The organism is Providencia sp. PROV175, assembly GCF_032707045.1.
Taxonomy (GTDB): Bacteria; Pseudomonadota; Gammaproteobacteria; order Enterobacterales; family Enterobacteriaceae; genus Providencia; species Providencia hangzhouensis.
In genome coordinates this window covers 2,242,679-2,263,507 of the sequence record NZ_CP120533.1, presented here as the reverse complement: position 1 = coordinate 2,263,507, position 20,829 = coordinate 2,242,679, and the positions used below count along the sequence as shown (strand labels likewise).

At 45.6% G+C, this 20,829-nt stretch carries 15 protein-coding genes and 4 pseudogenes; 10 read left to right on the top strand and 9 right to left on the bottom strand.

What is annotated here, in order from left to right:
* Positions 1 to 103: 103 nt before the first annotated feature.
* The 3 genes from manA to add all read left to right on the top strand — a co-directional run bounded on the left by manA (position 104) and on the right by add (position 4,244).
* Positions 104 to 1,279 (top strand): mannose-6-phosphate isomerase, encoded by a 1,176-nt coding sequence (manA, locus tag P3L44_RS09955; RefSeq protein WP_272662348.1) that lies wholly within the window; start codon positions 104 to 106, stop codon positions 1,277 to 1,279.
* 106 nt (positions 1,280 to 1,385) lie between these two features.
* Positions 1,386 to 3,032, top strand: a complete 1,647-nt coding sequence (locus tag P3L44_RS09950; protein WP_227528754.1) for a YdgA family protein — start codon at positions 1,386 to 1,388, stop codon at positions 3,030 to 3,032.
* Positions 3,033 to 3,242: 210 nt separating this feature from the next.
* A complete protein-coding gene (gene add, locus P3L44_RS09945; RefSeq protein WP_140172181.1) occupies positions 3,243 to 4,244 on the top strand; it encodes an adenosine deaminase in 1,002 nt (333 codons plus the stop codon).
* 169 nt (positions 4,245 to 4,413) lie between these two features.
* Here the strand turns inward: add and P3L44_RS09940 are convergent.
* A pseudogene (locus P3L44_RS09940) lies at positions 4,414 to 7,423 on the bottom strand (Tn3 family transposase).
* Between the two features lie 163 nt (positions 7,424 to 7,586).
* Between P3L44_RS09940 and P3L44_RS09935 the strand changes: the two are divergent.
* Positions 7,587 to 8,159, top strand: a complete 573-nt coding sequence (locus tag P3L44_RS09935; RefSeq protein ID WP_057393714.1) for a recombinase family protein — start codon at positions 7,587 to 7,589, stop codon at positions 8,157 to 8,159.
* On the opposite strand, the pseudogene P3L44_RS09930 reads toward P3L44_RS09935, so the two are convergent.
* Positions 8,153 to 8,230, bottom strand: a pseudogene (locus P3L44_RS09930) (IS1 family transposase); the annotation flags it as partial. The gene P3L44_RS09935 and the pseudogene P3L44_RS09930 sit on opposite strands and share 7 nt — an antisense overlap.
* Positions 8,231 to 8,278: 48 nt before the next feature.
* Here P3L44_RS09930 and P3L44_RS09925 point away from each other — a divergent pair.
* Positions 8,279 to 8,731, top strand: coding sequence for an acyltransferase (locus P3L44_RS09925; RefSeq protein ID WP_057393711.1), 453 nt, complete (start codon positions 8,279 to 8,281; stop codon positions 8,729 to 8,731).
* 31 nt (positions 8,732 to 8,762) lie between these two features.
* Here the strand turns inward: P3L44_RS09925 and P3L44_RS09920 are convergent, their stop codons facing one another.
* From P3L44_RS09920 to P3L44_RS09900, 5 genes and pseudogenes are all read right to left on the bottom strand, one after another.
* Positions 8,763 to 10,295, bottom strand: coding sequence for a flavin-containing monooxygenase (locus P3L44_RS09920; RefSeq protein WP_272662346.1), 1,533 nt, complete (start codon positions 10,293 to 10,295; stop codon positions 8,763 to 8,765).
* Positions 10,292 to 10,561 (bottom strand): SemiSWEET transporter, encoded by a 270-nt coding sequence (locus P3L44_RS09915; protein ID WP_080078632.1) that lies wholly within the window; start codon positions 10,559 to 10,561, stop codon positions 10,292 to 10,294. The genes P3L44_RS09920 and P3L44_RS09915 overlap by 4 nt, the downstream gene beginning before the upstream one ends.
* Position 10,562: 1 nt before the next feature.
* Positions 10,563 to 11,579, bottom strand: a pseudogene (locus P3L44_RS09910) (Gfo/Idh/MocA family protein).
* Positions 11,576 to 12,409, bottom strand: a complete 834-nt coding sequence (locus P3L44_RS09905; RefSeq protein WP_272662342.1) for an HAD-IIB family hydrolase — start codon at positions 12,407 to 12,409, stop codon at positions 11,576 to 11,578. Before P3L44_RS09905 ends, P3L44_RS09910 begins: the two are co-directional and overlap by 4 nt.
* Complete coding sequence (locus tag P3L44_RS09900) at positions 12,393 to 13,619, bottom strand: DegT/DnrJ/EryC1/StrS family aminotransferase (protein WP_410480032.1); 1,227 nt, start codon at positions 13,617 to 13,619, stop codon at positions 12,393 to 12,395. The genes P3L44_RS09905 and P3L44_RS09900 overlap by 17 nt, the downstream gene beginning before the upstream one ends.
* Before the next feature lie 145 nt (positions 13,620 to 13,764).
* Between P3L44_RS09900 and P3L44_RS09895 the strand changes: the two are divergent.
* Positions 13,765 to 14,058, top strand: a pseudogene (locus P3L44_RS09895) (Tn3 family transposase); the annotation flags it as partial.
* 157 nt (positions 14,059 to 14,215) lie between these two features.
* Here the strand turns inward: P3L44_RS09895 and P3L44_RS09890 are convergent.
* A complete protein-coding gene (locus P3L44_RS09890; RefSeq protein ID WP_112307120.1) occupies positions 14,216 to 15,193 on the bottom strand; it encodes a bile acid:sodium symporter family protein in 978 nt (325 codons plus the stop codon).
* Between the two features lie 60 nt (positions 15,194 to 15,253).
* The gene (locus P3L44_RS09885) at positions 15,254 to 16,297 is read right to left on the bottom strand and encodes an oxidoreductase (protein WP_196724927.1); all 1,044 of its coding nucleotides are present in this window, start codon (positions 16,295 to 16,297) and stop codon (positions 15,254 to 15,256) included.
* Between the two features lie 128 nt (positions 16,298 to 16,425).
* Between P3L44_RS09885 and P3L44_RS09880 the strand changes: the two genes are divergently transcribed.
* The 4 genes from P3L44_RS09880 (at position 16,426) to rsxC (ending at position 20,826) form a co-directional block, all read left to right on the top strand.
* A complete protein-coding gene (locus tag P3L44_RS09880; protein WP_272662339.1) occupies positions 16,426 to 16,866 on the top strand; it encodes a DUF2569 domain-containing protein in 441 nt (146 codons plus the stop codon).
* 84 nt (positions 16,867 to 16,950) lie between these two features.
* Entirely contained in the window at positions 16,951 to 17,532 is a 582-nt protein-coding gene (gene rsxA, locus P3L44_RS09875; protein WP_004254254.1) for an electron transport complex subunit RsxA, read from the top strand.
* Entirely contained in the window at positions 17,532 to 18,146 is a 615-nt protein-coding gene (gene rsxB / locus P3L44_RS09870) for an electron transport complex subunit RsxB (RefSeq protein WP_004254251.1), read from the top strand. Before rsxA ends, rsxB begins: the two co-directional genes overlap by 1 nt.
* Complete coding sequence (rsxC, locus tag P3L44_RS09865; RefSeq protein ID WP_316928228.1) at positions 18,139 to 20,826, top strand: electron transport complex subunit RsxC; 2,688 nt, start codon at positions 18,139 to 18,141, stop codon at positions 20,824 to 20,826. The genes rsxB and rsxC overlap by 8 nt, the downstream gene beginning before the upstream one ends.
* The last annotated feature ends 3 nt before the right edge of the window (positions 20,827 to 20,829 follow it).

Here is a 20,829-nt window from a genome sequence, read left to right as displayed (position 1 = left end):
GTATAATGCCACAAATTGAATTTCATTTATGAGACTTGGTCGAGCTTATTGTATTGTAGTGAAAAGGAAATCAGTTGATTTTTATGAAAAAGAGAATTTTGCTATGCTTAAAATGATAAACAAAGTCCAAAACTATGACTGGGGCAGTAAAACGGCCCTGACTAAGTTATATGGGATTTCAAACCCTGATAGCTTACCTATGGCTGAACTTTGGATGGGTGCTCATCCAAAAGCAAGCTCCGAAGTTCTCGATGCGGAAAAAAATCAAAGTATTACACTTAACGCCTTAATTGAAAGTGATCCTGAAGCCTACTTAGGTCAGCATGTCGCACAAACTTATCATCGTTTACCTTATTTATTTAAAGTGTTATGTGCTGCTCAACCGTTGTCTGTTCAAGTACATCCAAACAAAACTTATGCTGAAGTTGGTTTTGCTAAAGAAAATTCGGCTGGTATCCCACTAGATTCCCCAATACGCAATTATAAAGATGACAACCATAAGCCTGAATTAATCTTTGCGTTAACACCTTTTAAGGCAATGAACGCGTTTCGCCCACTGAATGAAATCGCGCAATTACTGGATTTTGTTTCAGCTGCACATCCTGATATCCAATTATTTGTTCAAGACCCAACAAAAGAAAAGTTATCTCGTTTATTTGCACAAATTCTTAATTTAACAGGTGAACAAAAAGATTTAGCACTTGGCGTATTGAAAGCCGCTTTAAATAGCCGACAAGGCGAGCCATGGAACTCAATAAAGCAAATGGTTAGCCTATATCCTGAAGATAATGGGCTATTTACCCCTCTCCTTCTTAACATCGTTGAATTAGAACCTGGTGAAGCGATGTTTTTATATGCCAGAACGCCACATGCATATCTAGAAGGTGTTGGGTTAGAGGTGATGGCAAACTCAGATAATGTACTGCGTGCTGGGTTAACAAATAAGCACATAGATATCCCAGAGCTGATTGCTAACATTGACTTTAAGCCTACGTTTGCAAAGGATTTATTAAGTATTCCCGAAAAATCTGGAAATATCTGGAAATATAATATTCCAGTAGAAGATTTTGCATTTAATATATATTCTATAACCCACTCGGAAGTTGCGCTATCTAACAATAGTGCCTCAATTTTGTTCTGTATTGAAGGCCAGTTAGTTTTACATTCAAGAAATGATGAAATATGCATTAATTCAGGTGAATCTGTTTTCTTACCTGCTTATGAGAAAAGCATAACCATTAATGGCAGTGGCAAACTAGCCCGAGTGTTTAACAAATAGTGTCATATTCTGTATTTAACCGTTTTCATTGTATGAAGACGGTTATTTAAAACTTTTTTAAATTAATAAGTACGACAATAACGTACTGAAAGGATGGATGTTTATAATGAAAAAGTCATTAGTCGCGGTTGGTGTTATTGTTGCTCTGGGTGCAGTATGGACCGGAGCTTCATGGTATACAGGTTCTAAAGTAAAAGATGAACTTGATAAAGTAATTCTCAAAACCAACGATTTTTTTGCTGTAAATGTACCTGAGTCAGGTTTGAACTTTAAAGTAGAAAATTATGAAAAAGGTGTTTTTTCATCTACAGCGGATATCGTAATCACCTCTGCGGATTCAGTATCACCAGAAGACTCAATTGTATTCAAAACGAATATTGACCACGGTCCATTCCCATTATCACAAGTCGCTAAGTTTAATTTATTACCAAAATTAGCAGCGACGCAAATTGAGTTAGCTAACAACGCGACGACAAAAGAATTATTCGAAGCGACCCAAGGTAAACCATTTATTCATGGTTCTGCTGTCATTGGCTATAGCAAAAGTATTGATACCAATTTAGAGCTGATCCCTGTCGAGTATAAGAAAGATGACGTTTCATTATCTTTCAGTGGTTCTAAGTTTGATGTATCAACAACTTCTGATCTTGCTGCCGTTGATGCAACTTTAGTCACTGATAATTTAGTTATTGGTAAAAAAGATAACTCTGAATCTATGACATTAAAAGGCTTAAAATTAGTCTCTAATGTAACAAAATCACAATATGGCTTCTACACTGGAACCCAGTCATTTGTTATTGCTGATACAGATTTCAACATTCCTGAAACTAAATTTTCTTTTAAAGATTTCAAAATTTCAAGCGACACCTCTATTACTGGCGAAGATGTGAAAGGGAATATTTCTTATAGCATCTCTGACTTAAAGGCGTTAGAGCAAAACTTAGGTTCTGGCGAACTGACTGTTGCTATTGAAAAATTAGATGCTAAAGCATTAGGTAAATTCGTTGAACAATATAATGAAGCATTAGCTCAAGGCTTAGCTAATGGTGACCCAACTGAAGCAACAGAGCGTTTAGCGATGGAAATGATGTCTACAACATTGCCAGAGCTAATGAAAAGCAAGCCTGTATTCACTGTTAGCCCCTTCTACTGGAAAAATGAAGCTGGCCAAAGTTCAGTTGACCTAAACATCACATTTAATAAATGGAACCAAGATGAAATTACTGCGTTAGCAATGTCTAACAAAGTTGATGAAGCTATCAAGCAACTCATTACTTCTTTTGATTTCAATTTAAAACTGAACAAACCAATGATGATCGAATCAATGACTCAAGCAATGATTTTAGATCAAGGTGTTCCAGTTAATGCTGAAACTAAGAAAGAAATGAAAGGTATGGTTACTTCTGAATTTGAAGGTGTTCAGCAAATGCTGACTTCAGATATGTTCTCTTCTCCATTTGAAGAAATGTTTATGACAGATGAAGAACGTGCTGAAAAAGCTAAACAGAAAAAATCACCTTGGATGATTGATAGCGAAAATGATTTAACTATGACTATCAAATTTGCAGGTAATGACCTGACATTCAATAATGACAAATATACCTTAGCTGAGTTCCTCACTAAGATGAAAGTGATGTCTAACCCAGAAGATGCATTAGAATATGAAGCTGTACCTGCTCCAGATGCAGAACCAGCACCAGAAATGGAAGTTGAGCCTGAATTAGCACCACAAGATGCAGCGCCAGCTAACTAATTAATCTAATCGATACAATTTAGTCACAAAAGCCAGTTAATATGAAGTGAACCCATATAGCTGGCTTTTTTATTTGACACCACTCAAGTGTGATATGAATCACAATTAGAATGTAATCATCAATCACGTTTCACATTTTTCGTGATTTGTAATTGCATTTGAAAAAATAAAAGCCAAAATGAGGATAGAAAATAGATAAAGGATCATTCCGTGATTAAAACACATTTACCTTTAACCGATTTACACCGCCACCTTGATGGCAATATCCGCCCAGAAACGATTCTTTCCTTAGCAGAACAGCATCACATTCAATTACCAGCGACAGAACTTGAAGCTTTGCGCCCTCACGTCCAAATTATAGGACAAGAAGCTGATTTAGTCGGTTTCTTAGCAAAACTCGATTGGGGAGTCGCTGTTTTAGCAGATTTAGAAGCATGCCGCCGTGTGGCATTTGAAAATGTCGAAGATGCTTTTAATGCTGGTATCGATTACGCAGAGCTACGCTTCTCTCCATACTATATGGCCATGAAACACCAGCTACCTGTAGAAGGTGTCGTTGAAGCTATTATTGATGGCGTGCGTGCTGGGTGCCAACAATTCGACATTAAAATTAATTTAATTGGAATTTTGAGCCGTACTTTTGGCCAACAAGCCTGTACAACTGAATTACAAGGACTATTAGCTCATCGTCATCACTTATGTGCTTTAGATTTAGCTGGAGATGAACTAGGTTTCCCTGGAGAGTTATTTGAGTCACACTTTATCAAAGCTAGAGATACGGGGTTAAATATCACTGTTCATGCAGGTGAAGCGGCTGGAGCGAACAGTATTTGGCATGCTATCAATGTATTAGGTGCACAACGAATTGGCCATGGTGTAAAGGCAATAGAAGACCCTGCTTTAATTGAATATTTAGTAAAACATCAAATTGGTATGGAAAGCTGTTTAACATCAAATATTCAAACAAGCACTGTGCCATCCCTTGCTCAACACCCATTAAAAACCTTTTTGCAACAAGGTGTATTGGCTTCAATTAATACAGATGACCCAGCAGTTCAAGGTATTGAGTTACGCTATGAGTATGAAGTTGCAGCCCCGCAAGCAGGTTTAACTTCAGCAGAAATAGAACAAGTGCAACGTAATGGCCTAAGTATGGCATTTTTATCTGAAAGTGAGAAAAAAGCGCTCTTACATAAAGCCGCTACCCGTTAATTTAAATGTTATCAGGGTATTTATTATAACCCTGATAACTCTCTCAAACATTTCACATCTCTTTACACACCAATAGACCGTCATCATTAACCAATCACTTCCCCCTCTAGTTAGCTTTTTTATACTTAACGTATAAGGGGTTTGAGGGCCAATGGAACGAAAACGTACGTTAAGGAGATAATTCATTGTTTAAATTGAAATTTAATGTTCTCAGTTCCCCCTTCAAAATATCCTCCGGTAGCGTGAACGTATAATGCCCCAGCATATTGATATGCCCGTGCATCAGTGGGGATAACCGGGTGATATCTTCACCACCGGTTTCTTCTCCATTACTGCGCATCCAGCTCAGGGCTTCCTGCATATAAAGTGTATTCCACAGTACCACTGCGTTAGTGACCAGGCCCAGAGCACCAAGCTGATCTTCCTGACCTTCACGATAGCGCTTTCTGATCTCACCGCGCTGCCCGTAGCAGATCGCCCTCGCCACAGCATGGCGGCCTTCTCCCCGGTTGAGCTGCGTCAGGATCCGCCGACGATAATCTTCATCATCAATATAATTTAGAAGGTACAGCGTCTTGTTGACGCGCCCCACTTCCATGATCGCCTGTGCCAGCCCTGATGGGCGCGAGCTTTTCAGCAAAGAGCGAATGAGTTCTGAAGCATGAATGGTGCCCAGTTTCAGCGAACCGGCGGTTCGCATCATCTCATCCCACTGATCCTCGGCTTTCGACAGATCGGCACAACCACGTGCCAGTTCGTCCAGTGCACCGTAATTTGCCGATTTATCCACCCGCCAGAATACCGCTTCACCGGCATCGGCAAGCCGGGGGGGAAAACTGGTATCCCAGCAGCCAGAAGAGGCCAAAAATAATGTCGCTGGTTCCGGCTGTGTCTGTCATGATCTCAACCGGATTCAGCCCTGTCTGCTGCTCCAGAAGGCCTTCCAGCACAAAAATGGAATCCCGCAATGTGCCGGGCACCACAATGCCGTGAAATCCAGAGTACTGATCTGAGACGAAGTTGTACCAGGTGATACCACGTCCGGAACCAAAATATTTTCTGTTAGGACCGGAGTTGATGGTTTTCACCGACGTGACAAAGCGCATGCCGTCAGCTGACGCCACTTCGCCACCGCCCCAGCGACCGGCAAGCTCCAGCGTGGACTGAAAATCTACCAGCCGGGCATTGGCGCTGACCAGCGTTTCTGCACGAAGGTAATTTTGTTTCACCCAACTGAGCCGGTGACGGGTCAGTGCCGGTATATTGTGCTTTATCAGCGGTTCAAGTCCGATATTGCAGGCTTCAGCCATCAGAACCGCACACAGGCTGACGTGCAGATCCTGCGCTCGTGCTCCGGACTCACTAACATGCATAAATTCCCGTGTGAATCCTGTTCTGGCGTCTATTTCAAGCAGTAATTCCGTCAAATCAACCGGAGGAAGCAACTGTCTGACCCGGCTGCTGAGGCGTAACAGCGATGGGGGCTCCTCCAGTTTCTCCAGACTACTGATGGTCAGGGAAGGATATTTACCGTCATTGCAGATATGGACTTCCGCATTCCCGTTAAACCGGGATGCCACTGCTTTCCAGGTCTCATCCAACTGAACGGCCAGTTGTTGCACGCCTTTATGCCCATCGGTGGGATGTCCCAGTGCACGACAGACGGGAATACGCTGAGCCTGCCACTCTTCACCCTGCAACAGCTTCTCGCGGGGATCCCCCCAGCGGTCGCTGTTTTCGATCCAGATATCCCGGCGACGCAGTGCATCCTGAAGGCGCTCCAGTAGACACAGTGAATAACCGGCGCGTTGTATGCGGCCATCCGCATCGTATACGAGCCGTTTCCAGGGGCCGGTGATGATATGTTCAGGTGCATCATCGAGAAGGCGTTTTTTTGAGCCGTTCAGTTCGGCCAGATAATGAATGGCGGCCAGTGTATGCTCTCCGGCTGGCACAGCGCGGAAATGAAGATCACGCAATATTGCCGGAAGGAAACGTTTAACCCGACCATACTGCTCCACCATTTCGTCATGGAAATTATTGTCCTGAGGGCGGGCAAGCTCATTAACCTTGCTGACGGATTCTGCCAGTCTGTTCTTCGGTATGCAGCTGAATATGGCCTGCCTCAGGTCTGGATCATCTGCATCATCATCCAGCAACAGCGAACATGCCCGCGCCAGTAACAGCGCTGCCCGATCAAGATCTTTCAGCGTCCTGAGCCGTTTTTTCTGTCCGGTCTTCTTCGCCTCACGGCTGATGTTCAGTATCAGCATATCGAGCACGTCAACAGCCTCATCCAGCGCGGCTATTTCCTGCGCTTTAACGAATGCGGTGAGTATGGCCAGTTTTCTTTTCTCTGGCATGCGTGCGATATATTTTACCGATGCCATGCCTGCGTAACGCGCCAGATTACGCAGCTGTATCGCGGGCAGGCCGGTAAAGTTCAGCCGGGAAAACTCAAGGTTTCGCAGCTGGATATACCGCTCAAGCGCTTCGATAAATGCCGGGCCACTGACGGTGACTGGTCCCTTTTTCAGTTGCTCCAGCGGTGAAATTCGCTGCCCCTCAGGAATGTCCAGCAGTTCCGTCACGCGGGCGGTCTGCCAACTGTCCGGCAACGCGGCTAGTTTTTTCCACAGCCGCTGATTTGCCCGTTCGCGTATTTCACTGACGAGACGTACAAGTGTGGTTGCGCCGGGCAGCAGAACCTTATTCTGAAGCAGCCACGCGGTGGCAAAATCGAACATCAGCCCGGGTCGCTCATTACTGAGCCATGCCCGGGTGTATAGCAGGCGCTTCAGGCGGAAAGACCATGGAAAATCGCCAAATTCATGGTAACCGTAATATTCCTTAATCAGCGCAGTATGTTCTCGCAGGGTGGTATCCCGCTCTGCGTAGCGGGAGAGAACTTCCGGACGGCGGATATTAAGCTGCACTGAGACGAATTGCTGAACACCCGGCAGAACCCGTGTTAAATCTGTCAGAAATGTGCCCAGAAAACGGACACTGGTAAGCTGAAGCGCTATTCCCAGCCGGTTATGCCTTCCCCGCCGCTGGTTAATGAAAGCAAGATCCCGTTCATCAAGATGAAAATAGCGCGCCAACTGCACGTCATTAGGTTCTGCAACATAGCGACCATAATTCAGCTCCTGCTCAGTGGTCAGAAAATCGACGGGCATATCGGCCTCCCTGCCTGACGGTCATTTATTAACAATCCCGCAACCGTCCGAAATATTATAAATTATCAGACAACATAAAACGGAAGGCATGGGCTGTCTATTAAATCGTATTTTTGACATAATAGACACAAGGTGTCTGATATTCGATTTAAGGTACATTTATATGCGACTTTTTGGTTATGCGCGGGTCTCTACCAGTCAGCAGTCTCTCGATATTCAGATCGGGGTGCTCAGAGACGCTGGGGTGAAAGCCAATCGTATATTTACAGATAAAGCATCAGGCATCTCTACCGACAGAGACGGTCTGGACATGCTGCGAATGAAGGTGGAGGAAGGCGACGTCATATTGGTGAAAAAACTCGACCGTCTTGGCCGCGACACTGCTGATATGATTCACCTGATAAAAGCATTCGATACTCAAGGCGTTGCAGTCCGGTTCATTGATGACGGGATTAGCACCGACGGACCAATGGGACAAATGGTGATCACTATTCTTTCAGCTGTAGCACAGGCCGAACGCCAAAGAATTCTTGAGCGCACTAATGAAGGCAGGCAGGAGGCGAAACTTAAAGGCATCAAATTCGGACGCAAGCGAAGTGTAGACAGGGATGCCGTTCTGGAACTCCATCAGAAAGGTATTGGTGCAACTAATATTTCTCATCAACTCAGCATTGCACGTTCCACTGTCTATAAAATTCTCGAAGAGCAGAATCGGGTTGTGACTTCAACTTACTGATAATGTTTTGTGTTCAGATAATGCCCAATGGCTTTGTCATGCAGTTCCACCGATTTTGAGAACGACACTGACCACAACAATTCCAGTATGGGTGATCAGTATTTGAAGGAAGTGTTTATATGAAATTTATGGAATGTGCTGTTCGGGATGTGATTTACGGAACCAATGTCCGTATTGTCAAACCGGCCAACATTTATGAATGTGAACTCCGGGATAACGTGTTTGTCGGCCCCTTCGTTGAGATACAGAAAGGCTGTCTCATTGGCAGTGGAAGCCGGATCCAGTCGCACACGTTTATCTGTGAAAACGTAACACTGGGTGAGAACTGTTTCATTGGCCATAACGTGACGTTCGCCAACGATCTTTTCAGGTCTGGAGCGCCGGACCCGTCACCGGATAACTGGATCACCATTTCCCTGGGGGATTCGGTTACTATAGGCAGCGGAGCCACCATTCTGTCACCATATATCTGCAGCGGGACCGTCATTGGCGCGGGTGCTGTTGTGGTTAAACCGATAGAAATCAAAGGTATTTATGCAGGAAACCCGGCGAGGCTGATTAGATCATTATGAAAAAGAAAAGGGCCGGTAAAGGCCCTTTTTATCAGAGGTAGGTCTGCGAATACGGCAGATGTACAGAAAGCGACTGCCGGGGATCGGTTTCCAGCGCCGCCTGGTATTCAGCGTCAGTGATATCACCTTTTTTCAGCAAATAACCGAGTGCATCGTTTCCCAGTCCTGACAGTATGCGTATTCTGGCGGCCCGGAAATCAAACAGGCTGTCCATCATACCCGGCTCCGGAGCTGCGGGAGGACTGGCCAGATAGGCAGGTTTGACCACACTGCTGATAATGTTCCAGTATCGGGAAAAGTCGCGGGCTGGATCCGGGAGAAGGCCCGCCAGCAGTCCAATCCGGATGGTTTCCAGCCAGCTGTCATAAAAGCGCTTAACATGAAGTGAAGCCATGTGCTCAGCGCACCATTTGCGCATGGCTTCTTTTTCCGGAAGAGGCGACTCTCGGGAGAATACGTTGATGACCCACTGGCTGATGATGTCAAAATAGGGGAACGCGGCCCCGAAACCGGCAGTATCTACCGGCGGATTTATGACGGCCAGCGAAGGATCTTCCGTCCAGAAAAAGTGTTCATACAGCTGTGCCCTGTCAAACCCCGGAATGAACGAATAATCAGGCATTTCATAGCCGGTGCAGGTAATGATGACATCATATTTTTCCTGCGTTGCGTCGACGAACTCAATCTCCCCTTCTCCGGTGAAACGCTCTGCCTGGGGTTTAACTTTTATCAGACCGGAGGCCACATTCGGTATGATTTTTTCGTTAACATGCACCGCGTTATTGTTCGCCATGTCGGGCAACAAACCGGATTCCCGGTAGGTCTGCATGTAGTCAGGCATCGTGGTATCGAGATAACTGACAAAATCTGCATAACTCAAGCGACTCAGCAGACACCGGCCCAGATAGGAATGCATCATGTCGTTCGGACCCGTCCGGAATTGTCTTGGCAGATACAGCCCCATCTTTTTAACGGACAGACTCACGCTTCTGGCAAAGGGAACAAGGTCTGAGGCAATATCCGCCCCGCTGACACCACCGCCTATGATGAGGATATTTTTCCCTTTAAATACCTCCGGCTCCTGATAATCCTTGGATGTGATCAGCGTGCCGGAGAAGTGTTCCGCACCCGGCAGGGTAGGCCGGCGAGGTTGCCAAAGTTCCCCTGTTGCAATGATGACCCGGTCAAAAATCTCTTCCCGATCATTTCCTGCAGAGGTGCTGCGAATAACCCAGTGCCTGGAGTCTTTTCTGAGTGCAACCACTTCAGTATTAAGCCGGGTAGACGCACGGAGGGCATCCTCTCCGGTCACCGCCGAAAGATATGCGAAGACCTGCGCCACACCCGGAAATTCATCAATATTGCCCGGTGGAAAGTCAGTATAATGGAATGCATAACGGGAGTTTTGCATACAGGCATTACGGTAAGCTCCACCACTCCAGGGGTTCCAGATCCCCCCAATATGGGCATTTTTCTCAAACAGAACCACGGAGTGCCCCGCCTTAATCGCATTACGGGCAGAAATGATGCCGGCAGGTCCTGCGCCGATGATCGCAATATTCATACGTGTTTTTTCCTGCGGTTGAGAAGTGTCATTACCAGCACCGGTGCAGCCAGAAACAGTGTGACAATATTTGCGGCCAGTACGGCAAAATCAGATCGCAGAATGCCATATGCTATCCATGCAATTACACCTGTCAGGAACATGATATACATAACAACGGAGATACCTTCGGTGTTGCGTGTCCGGAGAGTTTTGATGCTCTGGGGAGCGAACGCAAACGTCGTGAAAAATGCGGCAAACAGCCCAGTTAAAAGAATGGTGTCCATATCAGAATGCCTCAATTATTTCCTGTATATGAAGGCCGGATGACAGATCCGCCAGCTTCGGGGCTGCGTGGCCATATTTAATAAGGGCACACCAGTCGTCATGAAGGTGAATAAACGAATCAGACCAGAACGGAAGCTCCCGTGGTGGATCGGGTAAACGCTTTTGGCCGTCGAAGCCCACGGTTTCCGCGTCCGTCTCATTAAACAGGACCAGGAGCAGACTGTTTTCATGATGAGTTGAATATCTGATTTCACCCTTTTCAAACACGAGCTGCATATGCAGCCCCAGATCCTGCCCTGTTTCCGATTTACTGGCATGAATTCTGAAATAAGCCCCTTTCTCTGAGCTGCCCATCACATAGCCGTTATCATCCACTTCAACCCGGCCATCTGATTTTGCACCCACGCGCGTACCCTTCACCGTCCTGATCCCATCAACCACAACCGGGCTTTCCCCTATAAAACAAAATAAATCAAGCAGATGACAGGATAAGTCGCCCAGTGCTCCGCTGCTTTTGCTCTGCCGTGCAGAGTCACGCCAGGTCAGGTGATGGCGGGTCAGTGCAGAATTTTTATTAAACTCTGCTGAGAAGAAATGCAGTTCACCTAAATCCCTCTTATTTCTAAGACGCATCATCGTGTCGATCACACGGTTATACCGGTAGTTAAAAGACACGATACTGCCTTGTGGGGCAATTTCCTGAAGATACTATGCTGAGTTCAGATCCGTTGAGAGGGGCTTTTCACACACAAAAGGGAGCTGTTTGTACCGAAGTACTTCCTCTGCCACGCTGACGTGGAGATGGTTTGGTGTGCAAATAACGAAACCCTCACTGACTCCGGCAAGCTGCTTCAGATCCTGGCAGCATATCACCGGCACGGTGCTGATTTCGCTGAGCAGCTGCACGTTATCTGCACTCACATCGTACAGGGCCAGTCCGGTGACCAGCGGATTCAGACAAAGTGCACTGACATGGGCGCGGGCAATCCCCCCACAGCCTACAATTCCGATGATCATCCCTGTAGCTCCTTAAGTACGTTAAGTATCCCGTGGCAGTAAGCAGCGTTCAGGCTGCTGCCATACTGTCTGATCGCGAACGGGTCCGCATTCCCCACCAGATAGCCTCTTCCGGCCTGTGCAAACATGGCAAAATCATTCGCACTGTCACCAAAGGCAATAATGGCTTCTTTCGGCAGCGCGGTTTCCTCCATCAGAAAAGACACTGCCTGATCCTTACCACAACAGAGGGGGATAAATTCAACGTCATAACAGCCAGGGGGATCTCCTGCCGCCGGGTTACAGCGGGTAAAAACGACACGAATTCCTCGTTCGTCAGCCAGAGCCTGGATGGTGGCAAAATCGACGGCCATCGAAGCTCCCTCAGGGTAGTAATAGCTCACTTTAAAGGGGCCCTGATAATCCTCCGGTTGTCTCTGCAGTGGCATCCCTTTTCCCATCAGGATCCTGACCAGGATGTTGACGTTCTGAAGGCTGTAGCCTGAACGGCGTATCCGCTCTGCCCAGGTTTCTGAGGGTTTAAGCCTGCCATTTTTGATCCAGTAAAATTCGGTGCCGAGACTGCAGCAGATAAAGTGAGGGCTTCGCGAAATATAGTCCCTGGATTTTCGCCAGGCCGAATCCAGATTTGTGCCTGTGATCCAGCCAGCGAGAATGCCCTTTTCTTCTGCATGGGATGTAATATAGGACTCCAGCAGTTCAACCCCTCCCAGTGCCTTTTTTTCGGTGTCCGAAGGAATATAAGTTTCATCAAGGTCACAGCACACTATCGTGCGAATTACTGTCGGGAGCGGAAATTCAACCGGCCAGTCTTTATTTAAAATAGTCATGCAATACCCCGGTAATAATGTTCTGCTCCTGGAACGACATATGGTTATGCAGTGGCAGATGGAATAATGCAGAATGTATTCTTTCAGAAGCACTAAACTGCTCCCGACGGGAATATCCGGTAGCCAGCGGATGTTCTCCGCGATGTGAAAGGACGGGATAATAAATATCTAACTCCACACCCCTTTCACGCGCAAAGGCGAAGAGAGAATCACGCTCGCCCTGGCAGAGCAGAACCGGGAAAAGATGCCATGTATTCTGAAGGATATCTGACGGAAGTGTCATTTTATGTGACAGGTCTGCCAGTAACAGATGGTAACGAGCTGCAAGCAGGCAGCGTTTTCTGGCATTATTCTCAAAGTGGCGAAGTTTGACACTAAGCGTGGCAGCCTGCAGGTTATCCATACGGCTGTTTAATCCCCAGTCCTGAGCTTTAATATTCTTTTTACCTTCAGCAAATCCGTGATAGGAATATTGCCTCGCCAGACGTGCCAGCTCAGGAGAGCGGGTCAGCACTGCACCGGACTTACCAAAAGAACCAATATTCTTGAACGGATTAAAACTCAACGTCAGCAGATCACAGTGACCGATGAGTGACCTGATACCAAAGCACTGGGCTGCATCCACGATAACAGGAATGTCGGCTTTGCGGGCAATTCGGTGAATGGCATCAATATACATGCATGAGCCATAAAGACAGACCGGTAACACAGCCTTAGTTCTTGTAGTTCTGAGGCGCTCCACTTCATCCGGAAGCATATTGAAAGAACTGTCGATATTAGCGAAGACCGGAACGGCCCCCACGGCCATCACTGCATTTTCCGTAGCAGCAAAGGAGTTCAGAGGAACAATGACCTCATCACCGGGTCCTACACCAACAGATTTAAGGGCTATTTTTAACGCATCGGTGCCGCTACTGGTGGCAATACAGGTATGAGCACCATAAAATATTCTTAATGTTTCTTCTACTTCTCCGATATAGGGGCCACTGGTAAAACATCCGCTTTCAATCACAACTGAAATGATGTCCTTTGCTTCTGCCCGTTCAGAACGGGAGTTCAGCCTTGAAAGTGGCAAAAATGAGACTGAACCTGAATCATCATATTCACTTTCATTATTAATACTTTGGTATATATCTTTAAATCGTTCCTGCAGTTCATTTTCCGTTGATACACTGAAAATCGTTTCATTCAAAACGCTGACATCTTCCATAAATACCTCCATTTAATGTCAGAGAAAATAAAACATAGAAAATCGATATTTTCACGCCGGAGTCACAAATAAGCGAAGATGATCACAATTATGTTACATAATTGATGGGGCTACTTACCGCCTTAGCAATATGCAGAAACTGTATCAGAGTGGGGAGATTAGAAAGCGCTATCGTGAAGGTCAGGAAGATCAGCTTGGTGCTCTGGGCCTGGTCACTAACGCAGTGGTACTGTGGAACACACTTTATATGCAGGAAGCCCTGAGCTGGATGCGCAGTAATGGAGAAGAAACCGGTGGTGAAGATATCACCCGGTTATCCCCACTGATGCACGGGCATATCAATATGCTGGGGCATTATACGTTCACGCTACCGGAGGATATTTTGAAGGGGGAACTGAGAACATTAAATTTCAATTTAAACAATGAATTATCTCCTTAACGTACGTTTTCGTTCCATTGGCCCTCAAACCCCTATAAACACTGTTGTTAATGTATCAATTATAAAGCTCTATTGTATGTTGTAACTAAATAAGTCCCCTTATAAATAAACAGCAAAAAACATGAGGGGTTGTTACTAATCCCCTCAATATTTGTGCTTATTTGGTCGATAATCGTTTAGCATAACGCTGTGCAAGTACAGCACTGACCATAAGTTGTATTTGATGGAAAATCATCAGTGGCAATAAGATGACCCCTACTGTCGCAGCAGGAAACAAGACGTTCGCCATTGGGACTCCGTTAGCTAGACTCTTTTTCGAGCCACAAAACACGATAGTAATCTCATCTTCTTTGCTAAAACCTAGCAACCGTGCAGCCAATGTATTGAATACAATGATAATAAATAAAATAACGCAAGTGACAACCACAATCATAAAGAGTGATAATGCGTCTATTTTCTGCCAAATCCCCTCGACAACCGCTTCACTAAATGCCACATAAACAACCAATAATATCGAAGACCGGTCAGTCATATTAACTAATTTTCTATTCCGGTTTATCCAATTGGCAATCAATGGTCGAGACAAATGCCCCACAACAAATGGCAGCATCAATTGCATTAAAATAGACCCTATTGCATTGAGCGTATCCATGGCTTGGCTGCCATCAGCATCCATCAATAAACCAACTAAGATTGGTGAAAGAAAAACCCCAAGAATGCTTGACGCTGATGCACTACAAATAGCCGCGGCAATATTTCCCCCGGCCACCGAAGTGAAAGCAATTGCTGACTGTACGGTCGCAGGTAAAGCACACAGATATAAAAAGCCCATATATACGGTAGGTGACATCCATTTAGGTACAATCACCGCAAGCCCTAAGCCTACGATAGGAAATACAATAAATGTACTCGCAAAAACCAAGAGGTGGAGACGCCAATGCCCTATCCCTGCCATTATTGATTCACGAGATAACTTAGCCCCATGCATAAAGAACAATAATGCAATTGCAGCAGTAGTTAAATATTGAAACCCCGTTTTTATATCGCCTTCACAAGGAAAAAGGCTGGCTAGAATGACAACGCCAATCATGATAAGTAAAAATGGGTCGATTCTCAGTTTAGCTAGCAAATTCATTCGATTATCCATAATAAAAGCCAGTTATGTTAACTGGCCTTATAGTGTGCGTTAATGACGTTAAAATATTGCTTCGATTGTGCGTTTTTCTTTTGCCGAACGTATACCTGCTTCAATAAGCTTCATAATATCTATTGCTTCACTCGGTGTGACAGGGTTTGGTTTACCATGGCGAATCGCATCATATATCCCTTGATAATAACCACCATAATTACCGCGTTGGTTTGGCCACGATTGTGTTATAAGCTCATCACCTTGTGACAACGTCACGCTCCCCATATTGGTATCAACTCCCCAATCAGCCCCTTCTGGTCGTTGGCCAGCTTTTAAACAGTCTTCTTGGGGATCTAAACCATATTTAACATAACTACCATTCATTCCATGAATAACATATATCGGTGTTGGTGCAGCAGCTAATGTTGTTGCATGTAATACAACCTTCTTATCTGCATATTGCAAAACGGCATGAAAGTAATCCACTGCCTGTGCATTAGGGCGGATCATAGCAAGATCAACGCTGATCCCTAAAGGCCTACCAAAATACTGCAGGACTTGATCCAACAAGTGCGGCCCTAAGTCGTACCAAATACCTGCTCCAGGAATATCAGCTTCACGCCAACGTTGCCTAACTAGCGGACGATAACGGTCAAAATGTGATTCATAATATTTAATATCGCCTAGCTTACCTTCTTCTAATATTTTTTTAACTGTTAAAAAACCTGAATCCCATCGGCGGTTATGATAAACCGACAGTAATTTTCCTGCTTGCTCCGCTTGTTGTTTTAATTGTTCTGCTTGTGAGACATCTAATGTAAATGGTTTATCGACAACGACGTGCTTCCCTGCTGCTAATGCCGCTTGAGCAAGAGGAAAGTGAGTATCATTAGGCGTAGGAATAACGACTAGTTCGATATCTTTATCAGCAAAAACAGCTTCCGGAGAGGCGGCAACATGAATATTTGGCCAATCTGCCTTAACCTTACTCGGGTCACTGCTAGAAATCGTTGTTAAATCATACCCTTCTAAAATACCAAGGAAGGGAGCATGAAATGTTTTACTGGCATAGCCATATCCGATGATCGCGACTTTAATTGGTTTAGACATTTAGACCTCATACAACGATAAACTCAGGTAGAGATAAAAAGTACCATCAGAAGGAATGAAATGGCAAATAAATCTATGATAGGATTGTAGATTGTCCAGCGAATTTGCCAAAATGGGTTTGATTAATTATGACTTCAGTTTATGACGCTAACCGCATCACTGGCTGGCTATTAGTTCCAGCGATCTATTTGTTATTAACCTTTTTAGCTGTTTGCAGTATGACTGTTATGTATTGCATTAAACTTTATGAGATTGTCACGACTGTTGATCGTTGGACAAGTTTTATTCCTACCGCTTGGTATCTGTCATTTGCCATCGCTGTTGGGATGACTATTTTCAGTATTCATGTACTGCAACTGATGTTTTCCCGCTCAAAGCATTTCCCCCGCCGTTTTATTATTTGGCTACTCATTTTGTTATTATTAGGTATAAAAACCTTCGCATTTTCACCTATTGACGATGAAACCGCTTTGCAGGTCTTAGCATGGCCTTTAATTGGCGCGGGTTTCTTTGTCCCTTATCTAAAACGCTCTCAACGTGTGAAAATGACTTTCACACAAGATCGATAAGCATCACATAAATTGCTTGATATCATAATGATAGTTTAACTGGCTTCAGCCAGTTTTTGTTCTTTTTTCATTTCAGGCAATAGCATGACTGATTATCTATTACTCTTTGTTGGAACAGTGCTGGTTAACAACTTCGTTCTCGTTAAATTCCTTGGCTTATGCCCTTTTATGGGCGTCTCAAAAAAACTCGAACCGGCCATTGGAATGGGCTTAGCAACGACGTTTGTTATGACATTAGCGTCAATCAGTTCTTGGTTGATTGACACACTTGTCCTTATTCCTCTCGACCTTGTCTATCTGCGGACGCTAAGCTTTATTTTAGCGATTGCTGTTGTTGTACAGTTTACTGAAATGGTGGTCAGGAAAACGAGCCCAACGCTTTACCGTTTACTCGGTATTTTTCTACCTTTAATTACCACCAACTGTGCGGTTCTTGGTGTTGCCTTATTAAATATTAATATGTCTCATACTTTTATGCAGTCTGCCGTGTACGGTTTTGGCGCTGCTGTGGGTTTCTCATTAGTAATGGTTTTATTTGCCGCTATTCGCGAACGTTTAGCTGTTGCCAATGTTCCTGCTCCATTTAAAGGATCATCAATTGGGTTAATTACAGCTGGCTTAATGTCTCTCGCGTTTATGGGCTTTAGTGGTTTGGTGAAATTCTAATGATGTCTGTATGGATTGCTATCGGTATATTAGCCGTTTTTGGCCTGATATTTGGGCTGATGTTAGGTTACGCCTCATTACGCTTTAAAGTTGAAGCAGACCCTATTGTCGAACAAGTTGAAGCAATATTGCCTCAAAGCCAGTGCGGTCAATGCAGTTATCCTGGCTGCCGCCCTTACGCCGAAGCGGTTGCAAATAATGGGGAAATGATCAACAAATGCGCCCCTGGTGGCGAGCAAGTCATGCTAAAAATCGCTGAGTTGCTTAATGTCGACCCTCAGCCGATTGATGGCGATGAAGCCGCGCAAAACCCCGTTCGTAAAGTGGCTATTATCGACGAAGAAAACTGCATTGGTTGTACTAAATGCATTCAAGCTTGCCCTGTTGATGCCATTGTTGGTGCAACCCGCGCCATGCATACTGTGATTGAAGACTTGTGCACAGGCTGCGACTTATGCGTCGCCCCTTGTCCTACAGATTGTATTGAGCTTGTTCCTGTGAAAACGACTACAGCCAATTGGAAATGGGATTTAAACACTATCCCAGTAAAAAATATTAGTGTTGAACCCAATGAACAGCTTGTCACTAAAGCAAGAGGTGAAACTCATGCTTAAGCTCTTTAATTGGTTGAAAAAAGATAATATTTGGGATTTTAAAGGTGGGATCCATCCGCCTGAAATGAAGCTACAATCTAGCCAAACACCGATGCGTATTGCATCAGTGCCCAATGAGCTGATTATCCCATTACAACAACATTTGGGCCCTGAGGGAGAGCTAATTGTTCAGGTTGGCGACTCCGTATTAAAAGGCCAGCCATTGACTAAAGGGCTTGGGCGTACTGTACCTGTTCATGCATCAACTTCAGGGGTGATCACTGCAATTGAACCTATGGTAACGGCACACCCTTCAGGCTTAAAAGAATTGTGTGTGCGTATTGCAGCCGATGGCCATGATATATGGTGTACTTTGTCCCCAGAGCCTAATTACATTCAACTAACCCGTGCTGAATTACTGCAAAAAATTGAACAAGCTGGGATAGCCGGCCTCGGTGGTGCAGGTTTCCCAACCGCATCAAAATTGGCCGGTGGTCAAGATGCGATTAAAACATTAATCATTAATGCAGCTGAATGTGAGCCTTATATCACAGCTGATGATAGGTTAATGCAAGAACATGCACAGGAAGTTATTGAAGGCTGTCGTGTTTTACAGCATTTATTAACCCCAGACCAAGTATTAATTGGTATTGAAGACAATAAACCCGAGGCTATCCGTGCCCTAAAAGATGCTGTCACCTCGCAAGACAAACAAATATTCATCCGAGTTATACCAACAAAATACCCATCAGGTGGTGCCAAACAGCTGACAAAAATTTTGACGGGAAAAGAAGTGCCATCCGGTGCGCGTTCGTCACAAATTGGTGTGTTGATGCAAAACGTCGGTACTGTCGTCGCCATTAAACGCGCGGTTGTTGATGGCCAGCCATTGATTGAGCGTGTGGTAACCGTTACTGGTGAAGCCATCAGTAAACCGGGTAATTTTTGGGCGCGTTTAGGCACCCCCGTTAAACATCTATTACAGCAATCAGGTTTTAACCCTGGACCAGAACAAATGGTGATTATGGGGGGGCCTTTAATGGGCTTTACCCTACCCGACCTGAATGTCCCTGTCGTAAAAATTTGTAACTGTTTACTGGTTCCCACAATGGAAGAAATGGGACCTAAAGCACTAGAAGAAGCGTGTATTCGTTGTGGGTTGTGTGTCGATGCCTGCCCAGCCGGGTTACTTCCTCAGCAACTTTACTGGTTCAGTAAAGGGGATGAACACGAAAAAGCGCAAAAACATAATTTATTTGACTGCATAGAGTGTGGTGCATGTGCTTATGTGTGCCCAAGTAATATTCCGCTAGTGCAATATTATCGTCAAGAAAAAGCAGAAATTCGTGAAATAGCTCAAGAAGAGCGCCGTGCTGCTGAAGCAAAGTTGCGTTTTGAAGCAAAACAGTTGCGTATGGAACGTGATAAGCAAGCGAGGGAAGAACGTCATAAAAAAGCTGCTGTACAAGTAGATAGCGCTGATAAAGATGCCGTTAATGCAGCTTTAGCCCGGGTTAAAGCCAAACAAAGTGCGACAACCGAACCAATTAAGATTGTTTCCGGTGAATTACCAGACAATAGTACTGTGATTGCTGCTCGCGAAGCCCGTAAAGCACAAGCACGTGCTAAACAGGCGGAAAAACTGGCCAATACACCAGTAGAACCTACTGATATAGAGGCCACGGATGATCCTCGCAAAACCGCTGTGGCAGCTGCCATTGCACGAGCGAAGGCCAAAAAAGCGGCTCAAGAGCAACCTGCAACTGAGCCAGTCGCTGACACCGTCACTGATGCTGAGGTTGACCCGCGCAAAGCGGCTGTCGCAGCTGCCATTGCACGAGCGAAGGCCAAAAAAGCCGCACAAGCGCAATCTGCAACTGAGCCAGTTGCTGAAACGGTCACTGACGCTGAGGTTGACCCACGCAAAGCAGCTGTCGCTGCCGCCATTGCACGAGCGAAAGCCAAAAAAGCAGCTCAAGAGCAACCTGCAACTGAGCCAGTCGCTGACACCGTCACTGATGCAGAGGTTGACCCACGCAAAGCAGCTGTCGCGGCCGCCATTGCACGAGCGAAGGCCAAAAAAGCCGCACAAGCGCAATCTGCAACTGAGCCAGTTGCTGAAACGGTCACTGACGCTGAGGTTGACCCACGTAAAGCGGCTGTCGCGGCCGCCATTGCACGAGCGAAGGCCAAAAAAGCGGCTCAAGAGCAACCTACAACTGAGCCAGTCGCTGACACCGTCACTGACGCTGAGGTTGACCCACGTAAAGCGGCTGTCGCTGCCGCCATTGCACGAGCGAAGGCCAAAAAAGCGGCTCAAGAGCAACCTGCAACTGAGCCAGTCGCTGACACCGTCACTGATGCAGAGGTTGACCCACGCAAAGCAGCTGTCGCGGCCGCCATTGCACGAGCGAAGGCCAAAAAAGCCGCACAAGCGCAATCTGCAACTGAGCCAGTTGCTGAAACGGTCACTGACGCTGAGGTTGACCCACGTAAAGCGGCTGTCGCGGCCGCCATTGCACGAGCGAAAGCCAAAAAAGCAGCTCAAGCAGAACAACTCGCACAAGAAGAGCTTACACCCGCCGCTGAACAACCCATTGAAGAGGAAACCGACCCTCGAAAAGTTGCCGTTGCCGCTGCGATCGCGCGAGTAAAAGCAAAGCAAGCACAAAAACAACATGAACAAACGACTACAGAGTAAGTG